This window comes from Mesorhizobium sp. WSM3873 (assembly GCF_001672445.1).
Taxonomy (GTDB): domain Bacteria; phylum Pseudomonadota; class Alphaproteobacteria; order Rhizobiales; family Rhizobiaceae; genus Mesorhizobium.
In genome coordinates this window covers 60,507-74,224 of sequence record NZ_LYTM01000015.1, presented here as the reverse complement: position 1 = coordinate 74,224, position 13,718 = coordinate 60,507, and the positions used below count along the sequence as shown (strand labels likewise).

Here is a 13,718-nt window from a genome sequence, read left to right as displayed (position 1 = left end):
TCTCCGCCTGCCTACTCAAATCAGAAGCCAATGTGGGGGGTCAACAGGCGAGATTCGATTGGTCAACCCAAAATAGGCGCAAGAATGGTCAGCTGTCATGAAAATGGTTGTAGACCAGCTTCGCCACGTGCTCGGAAATGCCGTCGACCTTGATCAGGTCCTCGACCGCGGCGCGGCTGACCGCCTTGGCGGTGCCGAAATGATGGAGCAGCGCCCGCTTGCGGCCGGGGCCGATGCCGGCGATCTCGTCGAGCGGGCTCTTGACCATCTCCTTCTTGCGGCGGGCGCGGTGGGAGCCGATGGCGAAGCGATGCACCTCGTCGCGCAGGCGCTGGACGAAATAGAGCATCGGGTCGCGCACCGGCAGCGTGAAAGAGTCCCTGCCCTTGACGAAGAAGCGCTCGCGCCCGGCGTCGCGGTCCTGGCCCTTGGCGATGCCGATGGCGACGACCCGGTCCTCGATGCCGAGACCGGACAGGATCTTGCGCACCGCCGTCATCTGGCCCTGGCCGCCGTCGATCAGGATGACGTCCGGCCATGCCGGGAAGCTGCCGTTTCCCTCGACAAGATCCTCGGCCGCATCGTCCTCGGCCTCCGCGCCGATTGAAGGCTGGACGTCGCCATGCTCCCTGAGCAGCCGCGAGAAGCGGCGCTCCATCACCTCGCGCATCATGCCGAAATCGTCACCGGGCGTGATCTCGGTCGAGCGGATGTTGAACTTTCGGTACTGGTTCTTCACAAAACCTTCCGGCCCGGCGACGACCATGGCGCCGACCGCATTGGTGCCCATGATGTGCGAGTTGTCGTAGACCTCGATGCGCACTGGCGGCCTTGCGAGGCCGAAGGTCTCGGCAAAGCCTTGCAATAGCCGCGCCTGCGTCGACGTTTCCGCCAGCCTGCGGCCGAGCGCCTCACGCGCGTTCTGCAGCGCGTGATCGGTGAGATCCTTCTTCTCGCCGCGCTGCGGCACCGAGATCGCTATCCTGCGCCCGGCACGGGTGGAGAGCGCCTCGGCGAGCAGCTCCTGCTCCTGCACCGACTGGGAAAGAAGCAGCGTACGCGCCGGCAGCTTGTCGTCATAGAACTGCGCGAGGAAGGAGCCCAGCACCTCGGCCGGCTCCAGCGCCGGATCGGCCTTGGGAAAATAGGCGCGGTTGCCCCAGTTCTGGCCGGTGCGGAAGAAGAACACCTGGATGCAGGTCTGGCCGCCTTCCTGGTGGATGGCAAAGACATCCGCCTCCTCCACCGTCTGCGGGTTGATGCCCTGATGCGCCTGCACATGCGATAGCGCCGCGAGGCGATCCCGGTAGATAGCGGCCCGCTCGAAATCGAGCTCTTCGGAGGCTTGTTGCATGGCGGCCGAGATCTCGGTCTTCACCTTCTGACTGCGGCCGGAGAGAAAATCCTTCGCCTCAGCAACCAGCTCGGCATAGCCCCGATGCGATATCTCGCCGGTGCAGGGACCGGCGCAACGCTTGATCTGGTAGAGCAGGCAAGGTCGCGTGCGGTTCTCGTAGAAGGAATCCGTGCAGCTTCGCAGCAGAAAGGCGCGCTGCAGCGAATTGATGGTGCGCCCGACCGCGCCGGCGGAAGCGAAGGGCCCAAAATAGTCGCCCTTGCGCGAGCGCGCGCCGCGATGCTTGTAGATGCCGGGCGAGACATGGTCGCCAGTAAGCAGGATGTAAGGGAACGACTTGTCGTCCCGCATCAGCACGTTGAAGCGGGGCCTCAGCCGCTTGATGAGGTTGGCCTCGAGCAGCAGCGCCTCGATCTCGGTGCGAGTGACGACGAATTCCATCGTCGCCGTCTCGCGCACCATGCGGCCGATGCGGGCGGTGTGGAAGCGCCCCTGCGCATAGTTGGTGACGCGCTTCTTCAGGCTGCGCGCCTTGCCGACATAGAGCACGTCGCCGGCGGCATTCATCATTCGGTAGACGCCCGGCTGGTTGGGCAGCCGCTTGACCAAGGTCTGGATCACCTCGGCACCGACCATGCCGTCGGCGTCGCCGGCATGCGGCGTCCAGTCGATCGCCGTGAAAGCAACGTCGGGACCGGCGACAACCGCCTCCGGCTCGACGATCTCCTCCGACGCCTCGTCCTCGATGTCGAGATCGGGCGGCAAATCATCGCCGGCGCCGATGGGGCTGTGTTTTTGGGCAGGACTCATTCCACCATGCCTGTCACATCGGGCGTCTGCCATGCAAGATGCTGGCCGCCGTCGAGCGCGATCATCTGCCCGGTGACGGAGCGCGCCTCCCAGAGATAGCGGATGGTGGCGCCGAATTCCGGCAATTGCGGGCCGCGCTTCAGAATCAGTCCTTCGACCTGCCTGCCGAAATCTTCGTCGTCCTGGCGCTTGTTCTTCAGTGTCGGGCCGGGGCCGATGGCATTGACGCGAATGCGCGGCCCCAGCGCCTGCGCCAGCATCTGGGTCTGCGTCCACAGGGCCGATTTCGACAGCGCGTAAGAGAAATAACGCGGCGTCGGCCGCCAGACACGCTGGTCGATGACGTTGACGATCAGTCCCTCCGCGCCTTCCGGCAAGGCGCGAGCAAAGTTCTGCGCCAGCAGCGCCGGCGTCTTCAGATGAATGGCGAAGTGGCGGTCCCAGGCCTGCCAGTCGAAATCCTCGATACGGTCGTCGACGAACAAGGAGGCGTTGTTGACGAGCAGCGTGACCGGGCCAAGGGCAGCCTCGGAGCGGCCGACGAGATCGCCGACGGCTTTCATATCGGTGAGGTCGGCAACGAGCACGGCGGCACGGCCGCCCTGGTTCCTGATGCGGCTGGCCAGCGCCTCGGCTTCGGCTCCGGAACGATTGGCATGGATGGCCACGGCAAAGCCATGCGCGGCAAGGTCTTCGACGATCGCCTTGCCGATCCTTTTCGCTCCACCCGTCACCAGCACCACGCCAAAGGCTTCTTTCATGTCGTCAATCCTCTATCGGCTTCACGATTCCGGGAAGCCGGCACAATATGACGGGCCAAGCGTTAAATGCCATTTCTACCTGGGGCAGGAATGTGGCGAAGCGGCCCGTACGCACGCTGCCGACCCGGATTGCGGAAGTTTCATAATGCAATATATGTCCCCGAACCCCTTGAACCAAGCGGTGTGCAGCGCAACATGATTAGCGTGCTGACATTCGCTGTTGCGAAGATGCAACGTCACCTTTTGGCCTCATTCGCGCCAGGGTATTACCCAAGTTCAGGTTCGCTTCAGCCGTATTTCAGCACGACATTTGGAACCGTTGAACGCCAGGCCCGTTTATCCCCCCGGACGGGCCGGGGGCATTCATGAACATAAAAAGCCTCGTGTCTTGTGGCTTAAGGAGTAAACAACAATGCAAGCTAATCTCAAGTTTGCGCGGCCGCTGGCGGTTGCGCTCGGGCTCTTCGCCCTCGGTGGTACCGCTTATGCCGCAGACGCCGTCACCGAAGAGCCCCCGGCACCGGCCCCGGTCGCCGAACTCCCCGTCGCTTCCTGGGCCGGCCCCTATGCCGGTATCAGCCTCGGCTACGGCTTCAGCGGCCATGCCGACGCCCGCGACATCGGCGTCAACGTGAAGACCAAGGGCTTCATCGGCGGCGTCTTCGGCGGCTACCAGTGGCAGCAGGACAACTTCGTCTACGGCGCTGAAGCCGATCTCGGCTACAATGGCGTCAAGGGCGACAGCGCGGGCATCGATGCGAAGGGCGGCCTCGAAGGCTCGCTGCGCGCTCGCCTCGGCTATGCCGTGACCCCGGAAATCCTGCTCTATGGCACCGGCGGTCTCGCCGCCAAGAACCAGAAGATCGACGACGGCGTCAGCAGCGACAGCAAGGCGATGCTGGGCTGGACGGCCGGTGTCGGCACCGACATCAAGATCACCGACAACGTGTTCGGTCGGGTCGAATACCGCTACACCGACTACGGCGACAAGAATTTCGACAATGTCGGCAACGTCAAGTCGAAGGACAACCGCGTCCTCTTCGGCGTCGGTATGAAGTTCTAAGTCGTCCAAGCCACGACACGGAAAAAGCCGGGCCGCGCGCCCGGCTTTTTTTGTGGTTGGCGTTGCCCCAGGCCGACACGTTTGGCCACGCCTTCAACGCAACCCGGTGGATGGCGCCTGCTGGAAAGCCTCATGGGCTGAAATCGACTGCAGCTGGTCGAGCCAATTCGCGCGCGAGCGCGTGAAGACCTGGGCGTCCAGACGGTAGTCGGCCGGGTCGGTCATGGTCGCGGCGTGAACGTGGATCTCGTCGGGCCATCTGTCGGAGCGGAAGTAGAGCCTGGTGCCGCAGGACGGGCAGAACCCGCGAAAGGTGTTCAGGCTGCTTTCATAGTGCCTGATGACGCCGGCCCAGTTCAGCTGCTCCGGCCTCATGCCGAGGAAAGCGGTGAAGGGAGCGGACGTGGCGCGCTGGCAATCGGCGCAGTGACAGACAAGATTTCGCGTGAGCTCCCCGGAATAGATCCAGGTGACCGCGCCGCACATGCAACGTCCCGCCAGAGATGCCATCGCTTCCTCCGCCGACTGCGTGCCCGGGCCGACCCCCGCCGACACGGCCGATGTGAAGGATAGGCGGCGCGATCTGTTCAGGCTGGCCGCTTTGCGACCTTGGCGGGTTTGACCTTCGGCGGCAGTGTCTCGACGAAAGCCAGCGCACGATCGATCCACTCGGCGAGATCTGCCTCCGTTGCAGTGCCGTCCGGCGCGACGTGGACATAGCCTTCCATCGAACGCCCGCCCATTTCCATCGGCCGCGCATGGGGCCGTGCGGCTGCGGCCGCGTGCCCTTCCTTGCCGACACGCACCAGCAAGCCGCGCTTCGAGGTGCCGACCAGCATATTGCCATTGATCATGAAGCAGGTGCCGCCGAACATTTTCTGTTCCCTGAAAGCGCGCCGGCCAAGGGCCGCGCGAAGTCGCTCGACCATCGGATCGGGAGTGGTGCTGCTCTTGGTGACTGCCTTTGCCATGCTCACCGTTCAGCGACTAGATTTCATCGGCCCCAATACTTGCTCACCGTTGCGTTTCTTGACGCAAATCGGACCCGCCAAGCTCTAACACGAAGCGCCATTTGTATCACTCAGTCGGGGATGCCTTCCCCTCGAGCTGCCTCGATCTCTCCAGCGAACGATCGTTCTGTCATCGCCTCGTTGCTGAAGACCTCGGGACCATATTCGAGTATCGCCTTTGTCTGCGCGACCAATGTTTCGGCGTTCGGCATCTTCCCGGCGAAAGCCAACTCACGACGAACGCATGCCATTTCAACACGATGTCGCACGTCCTCCGTATAGCCGATCTTCCATCGTATCAGCCTTCCATGCGTCGCTTCATGGATGATTGCGGATGCAATAAACTCCGGTTGAGACGAAAGCACAAACCTTCTGTCTAGAAGGCACATCTTTTTATCTTGACGGTACGCGGCCGAATGACCCGGAAGGAGCCTTATCCAGATGCGCGCTATTTCCCGTACAACCATTCGAAAGCGCACAACATCGTACGTCTTGATCAGTTGAATGGCGTCTTTCACACGGCGAAAAACTTCGCTTGAGCTGTCACCATCAAGTGCGCCAATCCGCAGCCCCTCAAACTCTATGCCCGGAGATATCCAGAAAAAGAGCCGGTCAACCCAGTCGGGTTCCGCCATGCTGATCCCTACCTCAGGCCAATTGAAGCGCGGCTGATGATTCTTCCAAATATTTTAGAAAGCGCAAAATCCGCAGAGCATATTTTATGTGCACAGTGAGTGCTCAAAGAATCCCGGAAAGGAGGTGAAGCGCTGTCGCCAACCGTCCCTCACCCCGGCACGCAGCCCTTCAGTTCCGGAAACTTCTCGTCGAAGCGCGTCGCCCAGCGGACCAGCCGGCCACGGCCCTTTTCCCACTGGCCGCCGAAACGCAGCGCGAGATAGCCGAGGGTGGCACGCAGCGCCAGCTGGCCGGCGGTGATCTTCTTGGGCAGTTTCGGCGGGTTGGCGTTGAGCAGGTCGAGCGCGGCGGTGATCTTCGCCCACTGCCGGTCGAGCCAGGGCTGATAGACCATGGCGTCGGGGCGCGTGCGCCGCTCATAGACCATCGACAGCGCGCAGTCGCAGATGCCGTCGGCCAGCGCCTCCAGCACCTCGGCCTCGAGCCGCTTGTCGGGGTTGCGCGGGAACAGCACGTTCTTCGATAGCCGGTTGAGATGCTGGGTGATCGCCCGGCTGTCGTGGATCGTGCGGCCGTCCTCCAGCACCAGCACCGGGATCTTGCCCAGCGGATTGGCCGAGATCAGCTCCGCCGGCTTGTCCTCCGTCTTGACCGGCACGAGGTCGATGGCGATGCCGGCATAAGCGGCGGCCATGCGGACCTTCGAACTATAGGGAGAGGTGGAGGCGTAGAGCAGCTTCGGCATGGATCGGGTTCCTGATTGTCCGCGCGCACTGTTGACCGAATGCTATTGCCAGAGCAACGGCCAGCGCCGCCAAAACCTACCGCCAGTTGGCCGCACTTGTTCGAGCGGCGCGTGCCGGCCGCTACTTCAGGGACCGCTCCATGATGATGGTCGTTCGTTGTCGTGGAAGCAGTCCCGGAGCGCGCGGAAGCAAGTCTGAAATAAAATCGCTCCGCGGTGACCGAGGAAGGCACCGTCAGCACCGTCGCGCCGTTTGCCCGCGCTGCCTCCTCGATCTCCAGCATCAGCCGGCTGCCGACGCCGCGTCCCTGAAATTCAGGATCGACGAACACAGATCGAACCGTTGTTCCGTCCAGGCCCGCGGTGCCTACAATTTTGTCGCCGCAAACGGCGACAAAGACTTGGCGCTTCTTGAAAAGTTGCAGCACGGCCGAGGGGCTGAAGCTCTGCTCAACGCGGGCGATGATTTCCGGTCCGTAATCCCTGGCGTTGTTTTTCCTCAGAGCGGCAAGGATGACCCGGCTTACCGCTTCGGCATCGCCCTCGCCTGCCCGGCGAAGTCCAAGCCACAAAGCCATGATCAACCCTTTCTACCTGATCGACGTGCGGCAGCAGCCGACATCGCCCGGACCGGAACGGATCGTGACGCTGCGTGCCGGTCGCGCAATAAAAAAGCCCCCGGAAGTTTGCCGGGCGGCAAATTTCCGGGAGCTTTCAGGACAGGCCTTTGCCGATCCACTTCGCCCGCTGTCACGCCGAACTGGCGAGAGGGGCGCCTCGACGGCACCCACCCTCGCCTGTTCAGGCTCGCGAGCGAAGTTACGCGATTACTTCTTGGCCGGCGCCTTCTTGGCAGGCGCTGCCTTCTTCACGGCTGCCGTCGACTTGGCCGCTGCTGCTTTCATCGGCGCCTTGGCGGCGGGCTTGGCCGCTGCCTTCGCTGCCGGCTTCTTGGCGGCGGGCTTCGCTGCCGCCTTCGCGGCGGGCTTGGCTGCCGCCTTCGCGGCCGGCTTAGCCGCAGCCTTCGCCGCAGGCTTTGCCGCTGCCTTGGCCGGAGCCTTGGCGGCTGCCTTCGGTGCCGCTGCCTTCTTCGCTGCTGCAGGTTTCGCGGCAGCCTTCGGTGCCGCTTTCTTTGCCGGCGCTTTCGCCGCCGGCGCCTTGGTTGTCGTCTTTGCCATGCGATGCCCCTTGCGTTTTGCCCAAGGTCGTGAGTGACCCGGCGTGCTCATGCATATCTGACTCGCGGCTATCTAGCCAGCGAAGCAACACAATGAATTTCAGTTATTGAATTTTGGTTACGCAAGACGCGTTGACAAGGGCATCGGCGAAAAAAACGACAGAGAATCTTTGCCCTTCGAAGTGAAAATGCGCCGTCGAGAATTCCCGATGCTCTCTATCGCCGGATCATCCAGACATCTTGATGCCGCGCAGAGCGTAGAATGTGAGCGTATTGCTCATAATGGACAACGCACACCATACAAAGCACCTCATCTTGTCCAGCGGAAAGATTTACAAGTCAAGGCGGAGCAGAACCGAACCGGCGAAGGAGCAAAGCTTGCGTGGCAAAAAGCGAGCTTACCGCTCACATTCAAAACTGCCGCTGGAAGAGCCTGATACCGCTCAGGCTCCGCTGCAGACGGCGTGAGGACGCCGCCCGTTCCATGCTCCTCGCAAGTTCCGGGGAGAAAACCGTTGCGCACAATCCTGGAAGTGCTGTTCTTCGTTGGTCGCAATTCCGGACGGAAAACCGCTTCGCACTTTTCCTGGAATTGCTGTTCTTCCTTGGTCGCAATTCCGGACGGAAAACCCGCTTCGCACTTTTCCTGGAATTGCTCTCAGGCCAAATGTGAGTATCCTGCTTATATTCTCGGGAGGCAGGTTGGGGATGTCTACTCGCATTGCAAAGCCAGCCCCGCGCATGCGCAAGGAGCCGCGCCAGGCGCGCTCGGTCGCCACCGTCGAGGCGATAATCGAAGCAGGTGCCCGCGTTCTAAGCGAGATCGGCTGGGCGGGCTTCAGCACCAACAAGGTGGCCGAGACCGCGGGCGTGAGCATCGGGTCGCTCTATCAATATTTCCCCGACAAGCTTGCGCTGGTCGACGCCATCCGACGCCGCCACTTCGACCATGTGCTGTCCGTCATTCGCGAAGCCGCGGCCGAGGAGAAGCCGCTCAGGCAATTCGCGCGCGAGCTGGTGCGCGGCATGATCGCCGCGCACAGCATTCACCCGACGCTGCATCAGGTGCTGCTCGACGAGATGCCGGGCGACCGCGGCTCGCGCGCCGCGCATGCCTCGTTCCAGGCCCGCTATCTCGAGCACTATGCGGCGGCCGTCGCGCAATACCGCCGGCGCCTGAAGAATACCGAGACCGTGGCGCGCGTGCTCTCCTCCGCCGTCGAGGGCGTGATCCACAATGCGGCGCGCCGCAACATGCTCGATGCGCCGGAGCTGCAGAAGCAGCTCGGCGAGCTGATCTGCGCCTATCTGTCCGGCCAGGGCGCGCGAGCGTGACGATCGCGAGACCGACGCCGTCAGGGTTGATAGCCGAGGCAGATCGCGCCCAGCGCGACGACGGCACAGGCTCCGATACGGCGCGGCGTCAACTGCTCACCGAGGAAGAAGCGGCCGATGAAGGCCGCGAAGACGACACTGGTCTCACGGATGGCGGTGATCGGCCCGGCGGGCCCGAGCGCGAAGGCGGCGACCACCGCGCCATAGGCCAGCAGCGCGAATAGGCCGCCGCTCAAGGCCTTGCGTGTTTCCGGCGCACGCAGGTCGACAATGAGCCTGCCGCGCAGGCCGACGAAAGCCGCCGGCAGCAGGGCACCGTAGATCAGCAGCACCCAGGCGGTGTAGGCGGCGCTGTCGCCGGCGACGCGCACGCCGATCGCGTCGACCGTCGCATAGGCCGCGATGATGACGCCGGTGGCCAACGCGTAGAGGATCGATGTCACTGAGGCCCTGCCCCGCCCGACTGACAGACCCATAATGCCGCAGGCGACCAGCGCGACGCCGATGAGTTCCGGCGCGGCGAGCCGCTGGCCGGCCAGCAGGAAGCCGCCGAGCGCCACCAGCAGCGGCACGCTGCCGCGCACGATCGGATAAACCTGCCCGAGCTCGCCATAGCGGTATGCGGCAACCAGGAACACGCTGTAGCCGACCTGAAGGACGGCCGACAGCACGACATAGGGCCAGGCAGCCGCAGCCGGCAGCGGATGGAAGAGCGCCAGGACAACAGCAGCGGCAGTGCTCGAGAAGCTCATGACTGTGACCGTCCACAGCCTGTCGGCCCCGGTCCGTAGGAAGGCGTTCCAGCTGGCATGCAAAATGGCCGCGGACAGCGCGAGCCCAACGACCGTCGCGTTCATTGGGGGACCCGCGCGCCGGCGAGGATGGCGGAAGCCGCCTTGCGCGCATTGGCGATGGCGGCATCAGCCTCCCCCATCTGGGCCATCAGCGTCGCGCCCTCGATCAGCATCAGCAGCGCCGTGGCGACGCCCTCGGCCCGCTCCGGCGGCATCTCTTCTTCCAGGATGGCGCGCAGGCGCGCCCGCAAACCCTTCTTCTGGCGGCTGGCTGCCTTGAACACCGGATGATCGGGATCGCCGAACTCGGCGAGCGCGTGCGCGAACAGGCAGCCGTGGAAAGCCGGATCGCGAAACCAGCGTTCGTGCCAGTCCAGTATCGTGAAGATCTTCGCTTCCGCCGTGTCCGCCGACGCGGCCAGCCGATCGAGCTGGCGTTCGAAACGCGCCGAGCGGTGCTCCAGCACCGCGACGATCAGCTCGTCCTTCGCCGGGAAGTGGCGGTACATCGTCATCTTGGCGATGTCGGCCTCGGCGATAATGCGATCGATGCCGGTGGCGTGGAAGCCGTCGCGCTTGAACAGCGAATACGCGGTGTCGACGACATGCTGGCGTTTGGCGGAAGGCGATGAGGGCATTATGTCGCCGTGTGATGAGACAGGTCTGTCTCTTTTTAGGCGACAGTTCGACAGTTGTCAATCGGCAGCCGATTAGCCGATTTGGCTTCCGGCGATGGCCGGCAAGCTCACAATATTCGCGATGGGACTGATGCCGTCGACGGGCCGAACGGAGTGGCCTGCGACCTAAAGGCCGCGGACCAGTGAATGGATCTGCGGCTTCTTACCGAAGCACGCGGCAGCGGCCGTTATAAACCATCCAGCGGTCGAAGCCGGAGACGCAGAACTCGACATTGTCGCCGATCGAGGCGAAGCCCTGGCCTTCCTCGATCAGGTAGAAGATCGAGCGGTCGCGGCCGTCCGACAGGCTGACGGTGGCGCGGCAATAGTGCCGGCCGATCGGCCATCTCTCGGTCGACGGCAGATAACGATGCAGGCGGATGTTATGGAAATCGGTGATCGCGACGTCCGGCAGGTGCGGCACATGATGAACCTGATAGCTGAAGCGATCGGTGATCTTGCTCAGCACCCAGGCCTCGCCGCAGACGCTGCCGTCATCCTCGGTTAAAACGGCAAGGTCGGCAGCCTGCGCTGCCTGGGTGAAACCAAGCGACGTGCCAAGCGGCGTCAGAAGCGAAATCAGCGCGGCAAGGGCGGAATGGGCGAAGCGAGTCATGACAGCCTCTCAAGGTCGGTTGCACGCACTGTGCGGATTCGCTTGACGGCGGTCAAGCGGTTGTGAAGACAATGGTTTCCCAAATCATCGTTCCAGATGCGGTCCGGCTGTCAGACGGTTCCCGCCACCAGCAGTCCGCCGACGACGGCCAGGTTGATCAGGAACGCGTTGCGCAGCACCTGCCGCTCCGGCTCTTCGGACTCCCAGAAGCGCAGCAGCGCGACGTTCGTCGCTAGCGTGAACAGGACAAGCGCACCTGCGGCGAAAGGCACGGCACGGCCGAGCGCAAGCATCAGGCCGGCGACGACCTCGAGGGCTGAGCCGGCTGCCAGCATGACAGCGGGAGCCGGAAACTTCCGGCTCGCCAGATAGTCGCACATCGCCTGGAATTTCAGGAAGTGCTCGATGCCGGCGAAGACGAACACGCCGCCGATGAGAAGCGCGCCTATCGCCTGAACGGTATCGATCGACATGTCGACCTCCTGCAGGCTTCCGGCTCAATCCTTCGGGATGAAAGCGGGGTTGTAGACGACTTCCCAGAGATGATCGTCGGGATCCTGGAAATAGCCGGCATAGCCGCCCCAGAAGGTCTTTTGCGCCGGCTTGGCGACGCGCGCGCCGGCCTTGACGGCCTCGGCCATCGCAGCGTCGACCTCGGCCTCGCTCGACACGTTGTGGCCGATGGTGAACTCGGTCGGACTGCGGTCGCTCTGCGGCACGGTGGCGTCGAGGGCGATGCTCGCGCGCTCGAAGATCGCGAATTTCAAGCCGTCGGCAAGCTCGAAGAAGGCGACGGCGCCGTGCTCGAACTCGCGGCCGATGATGCCTTCGGTCGGCAGGCCCAGGCCGTCGCGGTAGAATTTGAGCGACGCCTCCAGATCGTCGACGCCAAGGGTGAAGACGGTGATGCGAGCTTTCATTTCTGTCACTCCCTTCTATATTCGTGACCACATCCGCGACCGGATGCGGCGCAGTGAAGGCGCTGGACGCGCCAAGAGGCTGCATCCGTTTTGCCACGGCGGAAGCGACCCGCATTGAAGATTTCGGCCAAAATGGCCGAAGCGGATCCGCCAGAGGACGCCGAAGCAGATCGGAGAAGATATGGAAGCGGTCCTGGCGCAGACCACCGGCTTCTTTCGGGAACGGCCCGCCCCGCGAGGCCTGGCCGGCGCCTTCTCCGCCGTCTGGGTGCATCGCATGGCGAAGCAGGAGGTCCCGCCAATCGTCATCACGCCAGACGCGACCATCGATCTGCAATGGATCGAAGGTCGCTTCCGCGTGGCCGGACCGGACAAGGAGCCGCAGATCGAGCGCCTTCCCCCCGGGTCGGTGATCATCGGCTTCCGCTTCCGGCCGGGCGCGGCCGCCGGGTGGCTCGGCGTGCCGGCCGGCGAAATCGTCGGCGGGCGGCTGAGCCTCCAGGACTTATGGGGTACGCGTGCCCGCGAACTGTCGGATCGCGTCAAGGCCGCGCCCGACCTCGCCGGCATGGTGCGGCAGCTGGAGAATAAAATCGGCGCGCATACAGAGGGGCGCGATGCGCTCGATGCGCTGATGGGCAGGGCCTTCGAAGTCATTGATGAAGGCCTGTCGCCGGAGACGCCGCTGGTTCCCTGTCTGCTCAACCGCCTCAACATGAGCGAGCGGACGCTGCGCCGGCGTTTCGAGGACGCTTTCGGCTATGGTCCGAAGACGCTCGACCGCATCCTGCGCTTCCACCGCTTCCGGCGCCTGCAGCGACGGCATAGCGATGCCTCGACCGCGCTGCTCGCCATCGAGGCCGGCTACGCCGACCAGGCGCATCTGATCCGCGAAACCCGGCGGCTGACCGGCGTGACACCCTCGGCGCTGGCGTAGCTCAATCTTCGGCTGGTCCCGGTCTCACTCACCGGCCAGCCATTCGATCGTCCAGCGCGACGGCTGTTCGACGGCAAGCGCTCCATGCAAGGCCGGCAGCATCACCCGCAATTCGGCCTCCAGCGTGAAGGGCGGGTTCACCACCACAAGGCCGCTGCCGTCGAGGCTCGGTCCGCTCGAGGCCGGCCGGATCTCGAAGCCGATGTCGAGCAGTTTTGGAATGCCTGTCTCCTTCAGCGCGGCACGGAAGGCGGCGACCGCCTTGCGATCCTTGATCGGATACCAGAGCGCGTAGATGCCCCCCGGCCAGCGCCGGTGCGCTCGGCGCAGGTTCTCGACGAGACGCTGGAACTCGCCCTCCTCCTCGAAGGGCGGATCGACAAGCACGAGCCCGCGCTTTTCCTTCGGCGGCAGATGCGCGCCGAGCGCCAACCAGCCGTCGAGCTCGATCACCCTGGTCTGGATGTCGCCGGCGAAGACGGCTTTGAGCCGCGCAGCGTCCTCGGAATGCAACTCGATCGCCGTAAGCCGATCCTGCTTGCGCAGGAGATGGCGCACGATCAGCGGTGAGCCGGGATAGCGGCGGAGACCGCAGTCGGGATTTTCCAAGCGCACCGCTTCCAGATAGGGCTGAAGCAGCGCGGCCGTCCGAGGCTCGAGCGCGGCCTCGGACATCCGGCCGATGCCGCCCTGCCATTCACCCGTCTTGCCGGCCTCCACCGACGCGAGATCGTAGCGGCCGATGCCGGCGTGAGTGTCGATAACGCGAAAGGCCTTGTCCTTCTGCTTCAGATACTCGACCAGCCGGCTGAGCACCGCGTGCTTGACGACATCGGCGAAATTGCCGGCGTGGTAGGCGTGGCGATAATTCATGCCGCCT

18 protein-coding genes are annotated in these 13,718 nt (G+C 63.8%); 4 read left to right on the top strand and 14 right to left on the bottom strand.

The window, feature by feature from the left end; all coding sequences use genetic code 11:
• Positions 1–88 precede the first annotated feature (88 nt).
• The gene (gene uvrC, locus A9K71_RS13150) at positions 89–2,167 is read right to left on the bottom strand and encodes an excinuclease ABC subunit UvrC (protein ID WP_066995788.1); all 2,079 of its coding nucleotides are present in this window, start codon (positions 2,165–2,167) and stop codon (positions 89–91) included.
• A complete protein-coding gene (locus tag A9K71_RS13145) occupies positions 2,164–2,928 on the bottom strand; it encodes an SDR family oxidoreductase (RefSeq protein WP_066995786.1) in 765 nt (254 codons plus the stop codon). The genes uvrC and A9K71_RS13145 overlap by 4 nt, the downstream gene beginning before the upstream one ends.
• A 412-nt stretch (positions 2,929–3,340) precedes the next feature.
• Here A9K71_RS13145 and A9K71_RS13140 point away from each other — a divergent pair, with 412 nt between their 5' ends.
• Complete coding sequence (locus tag A9K71_RS13140) at positions 3,341–3,991, top strand: outer membrane protein (RefSeq protein WP_066995784.1); 651 nt, start codon at positions 3,341–3,343, stop codon at positions 3,989–3,991.
• Positions 3,992–4,084: 93 nt separating this feature from the next.
• Here A9K71_RS13140 and A9K71_RS13135 read toward each other — a convergent pair whose 3' ends face one another.
• The 6 genes from A9K71_RS13135 to A9K71_RS31460 all read right to left on the bottom strand — a co-directional run bounded on the left by A9K71_RS13135 (position 4,085) and on the right by A9K71_RS31460 (position 7,560).
• Positions 4,085–4,501 (bottom strand): GFA family protein, encoded by a 417-nt coding sequence (locus A9K71_RS13135; protein ID WP_066995910.1) that lies wholly within the window; start codon positions 4,499–4,501, stop codon positions 4,085–4,087.
• Positions 4,502–4,578: 77 nt separating this feature from the next.
• Positions 4,579–4,962, bottom strand: coding sequence for a TfoX/Sxy family protein (locus tag A9K71_RS13130; protein WP_066995781.1), 384 nt, complete (start codon positions 4,960–4,962; stop codon positions 4,579–4,581).
• Positions 4,963–5,072: 110 nt separating this feature from the next.
• Positions 5,073–5,636, bottom strand: a complete 564-nt coding sequence (locus A9K71_RS13125) for a hypothetical protein (protein WP_066995779.1) — start codon at positions 5,634–5,636, stop codon at positions 5,073–5,075.
• Positions 5,637–5,785: 149 nt separating this feature from the next.
• The gene (locus A9K71_RS13120) at positions 5,786–6,331 is read right to left on the bottom strand and encodes a glutathione S-transferase family protein (RefSeq protein ID WP_245299615.1); all 546 of its coding nucleotides are present in this window, start codon (positions 6,329–6,331) and stop codon (positions 5,786–5,788) included.
• Positions 6,259–6,960: a GNAT family N-acetyltransferase gene (locus A9K71_RS32545; protein WP_245299614.1), complete on the bottom strand. Its 702-nt coding sequence runs from the start codon at positions 6,958–6,960 to the stop codon at positions 6,259–6,261. Before A9K71_RS32545 ends, A9K71_RS13120 begins: the two co-directional genes overlap by 73 nt.
• 249 nt (positions 6,961–7,209) lie before the next feature.
• Positions 7,210–7,560 carry a hypothetical protein gene (locus A9K71_RS31460; RefSeq protein ID WP_066995775.1) on the bottom strand — a complete coding sequence of 117 codons (351 nt, stop codon included), beginning with the start codon at positions 7,558–7,560 and terminating at the stop codon, positions 7,210–7,212.
• 106 nt (positions 7,561–7,666) lie between these two features.
• Between A9K71_RS31460 and A9K71_RS31455 the strand changes: the two genes are divergently transcribed.
• Together A9K71_RS31455 and A9K71_RS13110 are read left to right on the top strand one after the other, a co-directional pair.
• The gene (locus tag A9K71_RS31455; RefSeq protein ID WP_156752659.1) at positions 7,667–7,996 is read left to right on the top strand and encodes a hypothetical protein; all 330 of its coding nucleotides are present in this window, start codon (positions 7,667–7,669) and stop codon (positions 7,994–7,996) included.
• Positions 7,997–8,300: 304 nt separating this feature from the next.
• Complete coding sequence (locus tag A9K71_RS13110; RefSeq protein ID WP_066995773.1) at positions 8,301–8,894, top strand: TetR/AcrR family transcriptional regulator; 594 nt, start codon at positions 8,301–8,303, stop codon at positions 8,892–8,894.
• Positions 8,895–8,914: 20 nt separating this feature from the next.
• Here the strand turns inward: A9K71_RS13110 and A9K71_RS13105 are convergent, their stop codons facing one another.
• The 5 genes from A9K71_RS13105 to A9K71_RS13085 form a co-directional block, all read right to left on the bottom strand.
• Entirely contained in the window at positions 8,915–9,751 is an 837-nt protein-coding gene (locus A9K71_RS13105) for a DMT family transporter (protein WP_066995771.1), read from the bottom strand.
• Positions 9,748–10,326: a TetR/AcrR family transcriptional regulator gene (locus A9K71_RS13100; protein ID WP_066995769.1), complete on the bottom strand. Its 579-nt coding sequence runs from the start codon at positions 10,324–10,326 to the stop codon at positions 9,748–9,750. Before A9K71_RS13100 ends, A9K71_RS13105 begins: the two co-directional genes overlap by 4 nt.
• A gap of 202 nt (positions 10,327–10,528) precedes the next feature.
• Positions 10,529–10,981, bottom strand: coding sequence for a hypothetical protein (locus A9K71_RS13095; protein WP_066995767.1), 453 nt, complete (start codon positions 10,979–10,981; stop codon positions 10,529–10,531).
• Between the two features lie 110 nt (positions 10,982–11,091).
• A complete protein-coding gene (locus A9K71_RS13090) occupies positions 11,092–11,454 on the bottom strand; it encodes a DoxX family protein (protein WP_066995765.1) in 363 nt (120 codons plus the stop codon).
• A gap of 24 nt (positions 11,455–11,478) precedes the next feature.
• Positions 11,479–11,901, bottom strand: coding sequence for a VOC family protein (locus tag A9K71_RS13085; RefSeq protein ID WP_066995763.1), 423 nt, complete (start codon positions 11,899–11,901; stop codon positions 11,479–11,481).
• 181 nt (positions 11,902–12,082) lie between these two features.
• On the opposite strand from A9K71_RS13085, the gene A9K71_RS13080 reads away from it, so the two are divergent.
• The gene (locus A9K71_RS13080; RefSeq protein ID WP_066995761.1) at positions 12,083–12,838 is read left to right on the top strand and encodes a helix-turn-helix domain-containing protein; all 756 of its coding nucleotides are present in this window, start codon (positions 12,083–12,085) and stop codon (positions 12,836–12,838) included.
• A gap of 24 nt (positions 12,839–12,862) precedes the next feature.
• Here A9K71_RS13080 and A9K71_RS13075 read toward each other — a convergent pair whose 3' ends face one another.
• Positions 12,863–13,711 (bottom strand): 23S rRNA (adenine(2030)-N(6))-methyltransferase RlmJ, encoded by an 849-nt coding sequence (locus A9K71_RS13075; RefSeq protein ID WP_066995759.1) that lies wholly within the window; start codon positions 13,709–13,711, stop codon positions 12,863–12,865.
• Between the last annotated feature and the right edge of the window lie 7 nt (positions 13,712–13,718).

What these genes read in the sequence shown, in the direction of transcription:
- A9K71_RS13140 (WP_066995784.1), top strand. Translation starts at nt 3,341, where the DNA reads ATGCAAGCTAATCTCAAGTTTGCGCGGCCGCTGGCGGTTGCGCTCGGG.
- A9K71_RS13085 (WP_066995763.1), bottom strand. Translation starts at nt 11,901, where the DNA reads ATGAAAGCTCGCATCACCGTCTTCACCCTTGGCGTCGACGATCTGGAG.
- A9K71_RS13105 (WP_066995771.1), bottom strand. Translation starts at nt 9,751, where the DNA reads ATGAACGCGACGGTCGTTGGGCTCGCGCTGTCCGCGGCCATTTTGCAT.
- A9K71_RS31460 (WP_066995775.1), bottom strand. Translation starts at nt 7,560, where the DNA reads ATGGCAAAGACGACAACCAAGGCGCCGGCGGCGAAAGCGCCGGCAAAG.
- A9K71_RS13110 (WP_066995773.1), top strand. Translation starts at nt 8,301, where the DNA reads ATGCGCAAGGAGCCGCGCCAGGCGCGCTCGGTCGCCACCGTCGAGGCG.
- A9K71_RS13080 (WP_066995761.1), top strand. Translation starts at nt 12,083, where the DNA reads ATGGAAGCGGTCCTGGCGCAGACCACCGGCTTCTTTCGGGAACGGCCC.
- A9K71_RS13145 (WP_066995786.1), bottom strand. Translation starts at nt 2,928, where the DNA reads ATGAAAGAAGCCTTTGGCGTGGTGCTGGTGACGGGTGGAGCGAAAAGG.
- A9K71_RS32545 (WP_245299614.1), bottom strand. Translation starts at nt 6,960, where the DNA reads ATGGCTTTGTGGCTTGGACTTCGCCGGGCAGGCGAGGGCGATGCCGAA.
- A9K71_RS13125 (WP_066995779.1), bottom strand. Translation starts at nt 5,636, where the DNA reads ATGGCGGAACCCGACTGGGTTGACCGGCTCTTTTTCTGGATATCTCCG.
- A9K71_RS13075 (WP_066995759.1), bottom strand. Translation starts at nt 13,711, where the DNA reads ATGAATTATCGCCACGCCTACCACGCCGGCAATTTCGCCGATGTCGTC.
- A9K71_RS13090 (WP_066995765.1), bottom strand. Translation starts at nt 11,454, where the DNA reads ATGTCGATCGATACCGTTCAGGCGATAGGCGCGCTTCTCATCGGCGGC.
- A9K71_RS13130 (WP_066995781.1), bottom strand. Translation starts at nt 4,962, where the DNA reads ATGGCAAAGGCAGTCACCAAGAGCAGCACCACTCCCGATCCGATGGTC.
- A9K71_RS13135 (WP_066995910.1), bottom strand. Translation starts at nt 4,501, where the DNA reads ATGGCATCTCTGGCGGGACGTTGCATGTGCGGCGCGGTCACCTGGATC.
- A9K71_RS13095 (WP_066995767.1), bottom strand. Translation starts at nt 10,981, where the DNA reads ATGACTCGCTTCGCCCATTCCGCCCTTGCCGCGCTGATTTCGCTTCTG.
- A9K71_RS13100 (WP_066995769.1), bottom strand. Translation starts at nt 10,326, where the DNA reads ATGCCCTCATCGCCTTCCGCCAAACGCCAGCATGTCGTCGACACCGCG.
- A9K71_RS13120 (WP_245299615.1), bottom strand. Translation starts at nt 6,331, where the DNA reads ATGGCCGCCGCTTATGCCGGCATCGCCATCGACCTCGTGCCGGTCAAG.
- uvrC (WP_066995788.1), bottom strand. Translation starts at nt 2,167, where the DNA reads ATGAGTCCTGCCCAAAAACACAGCCCCATCGGCGCCGGCGATGATTTG.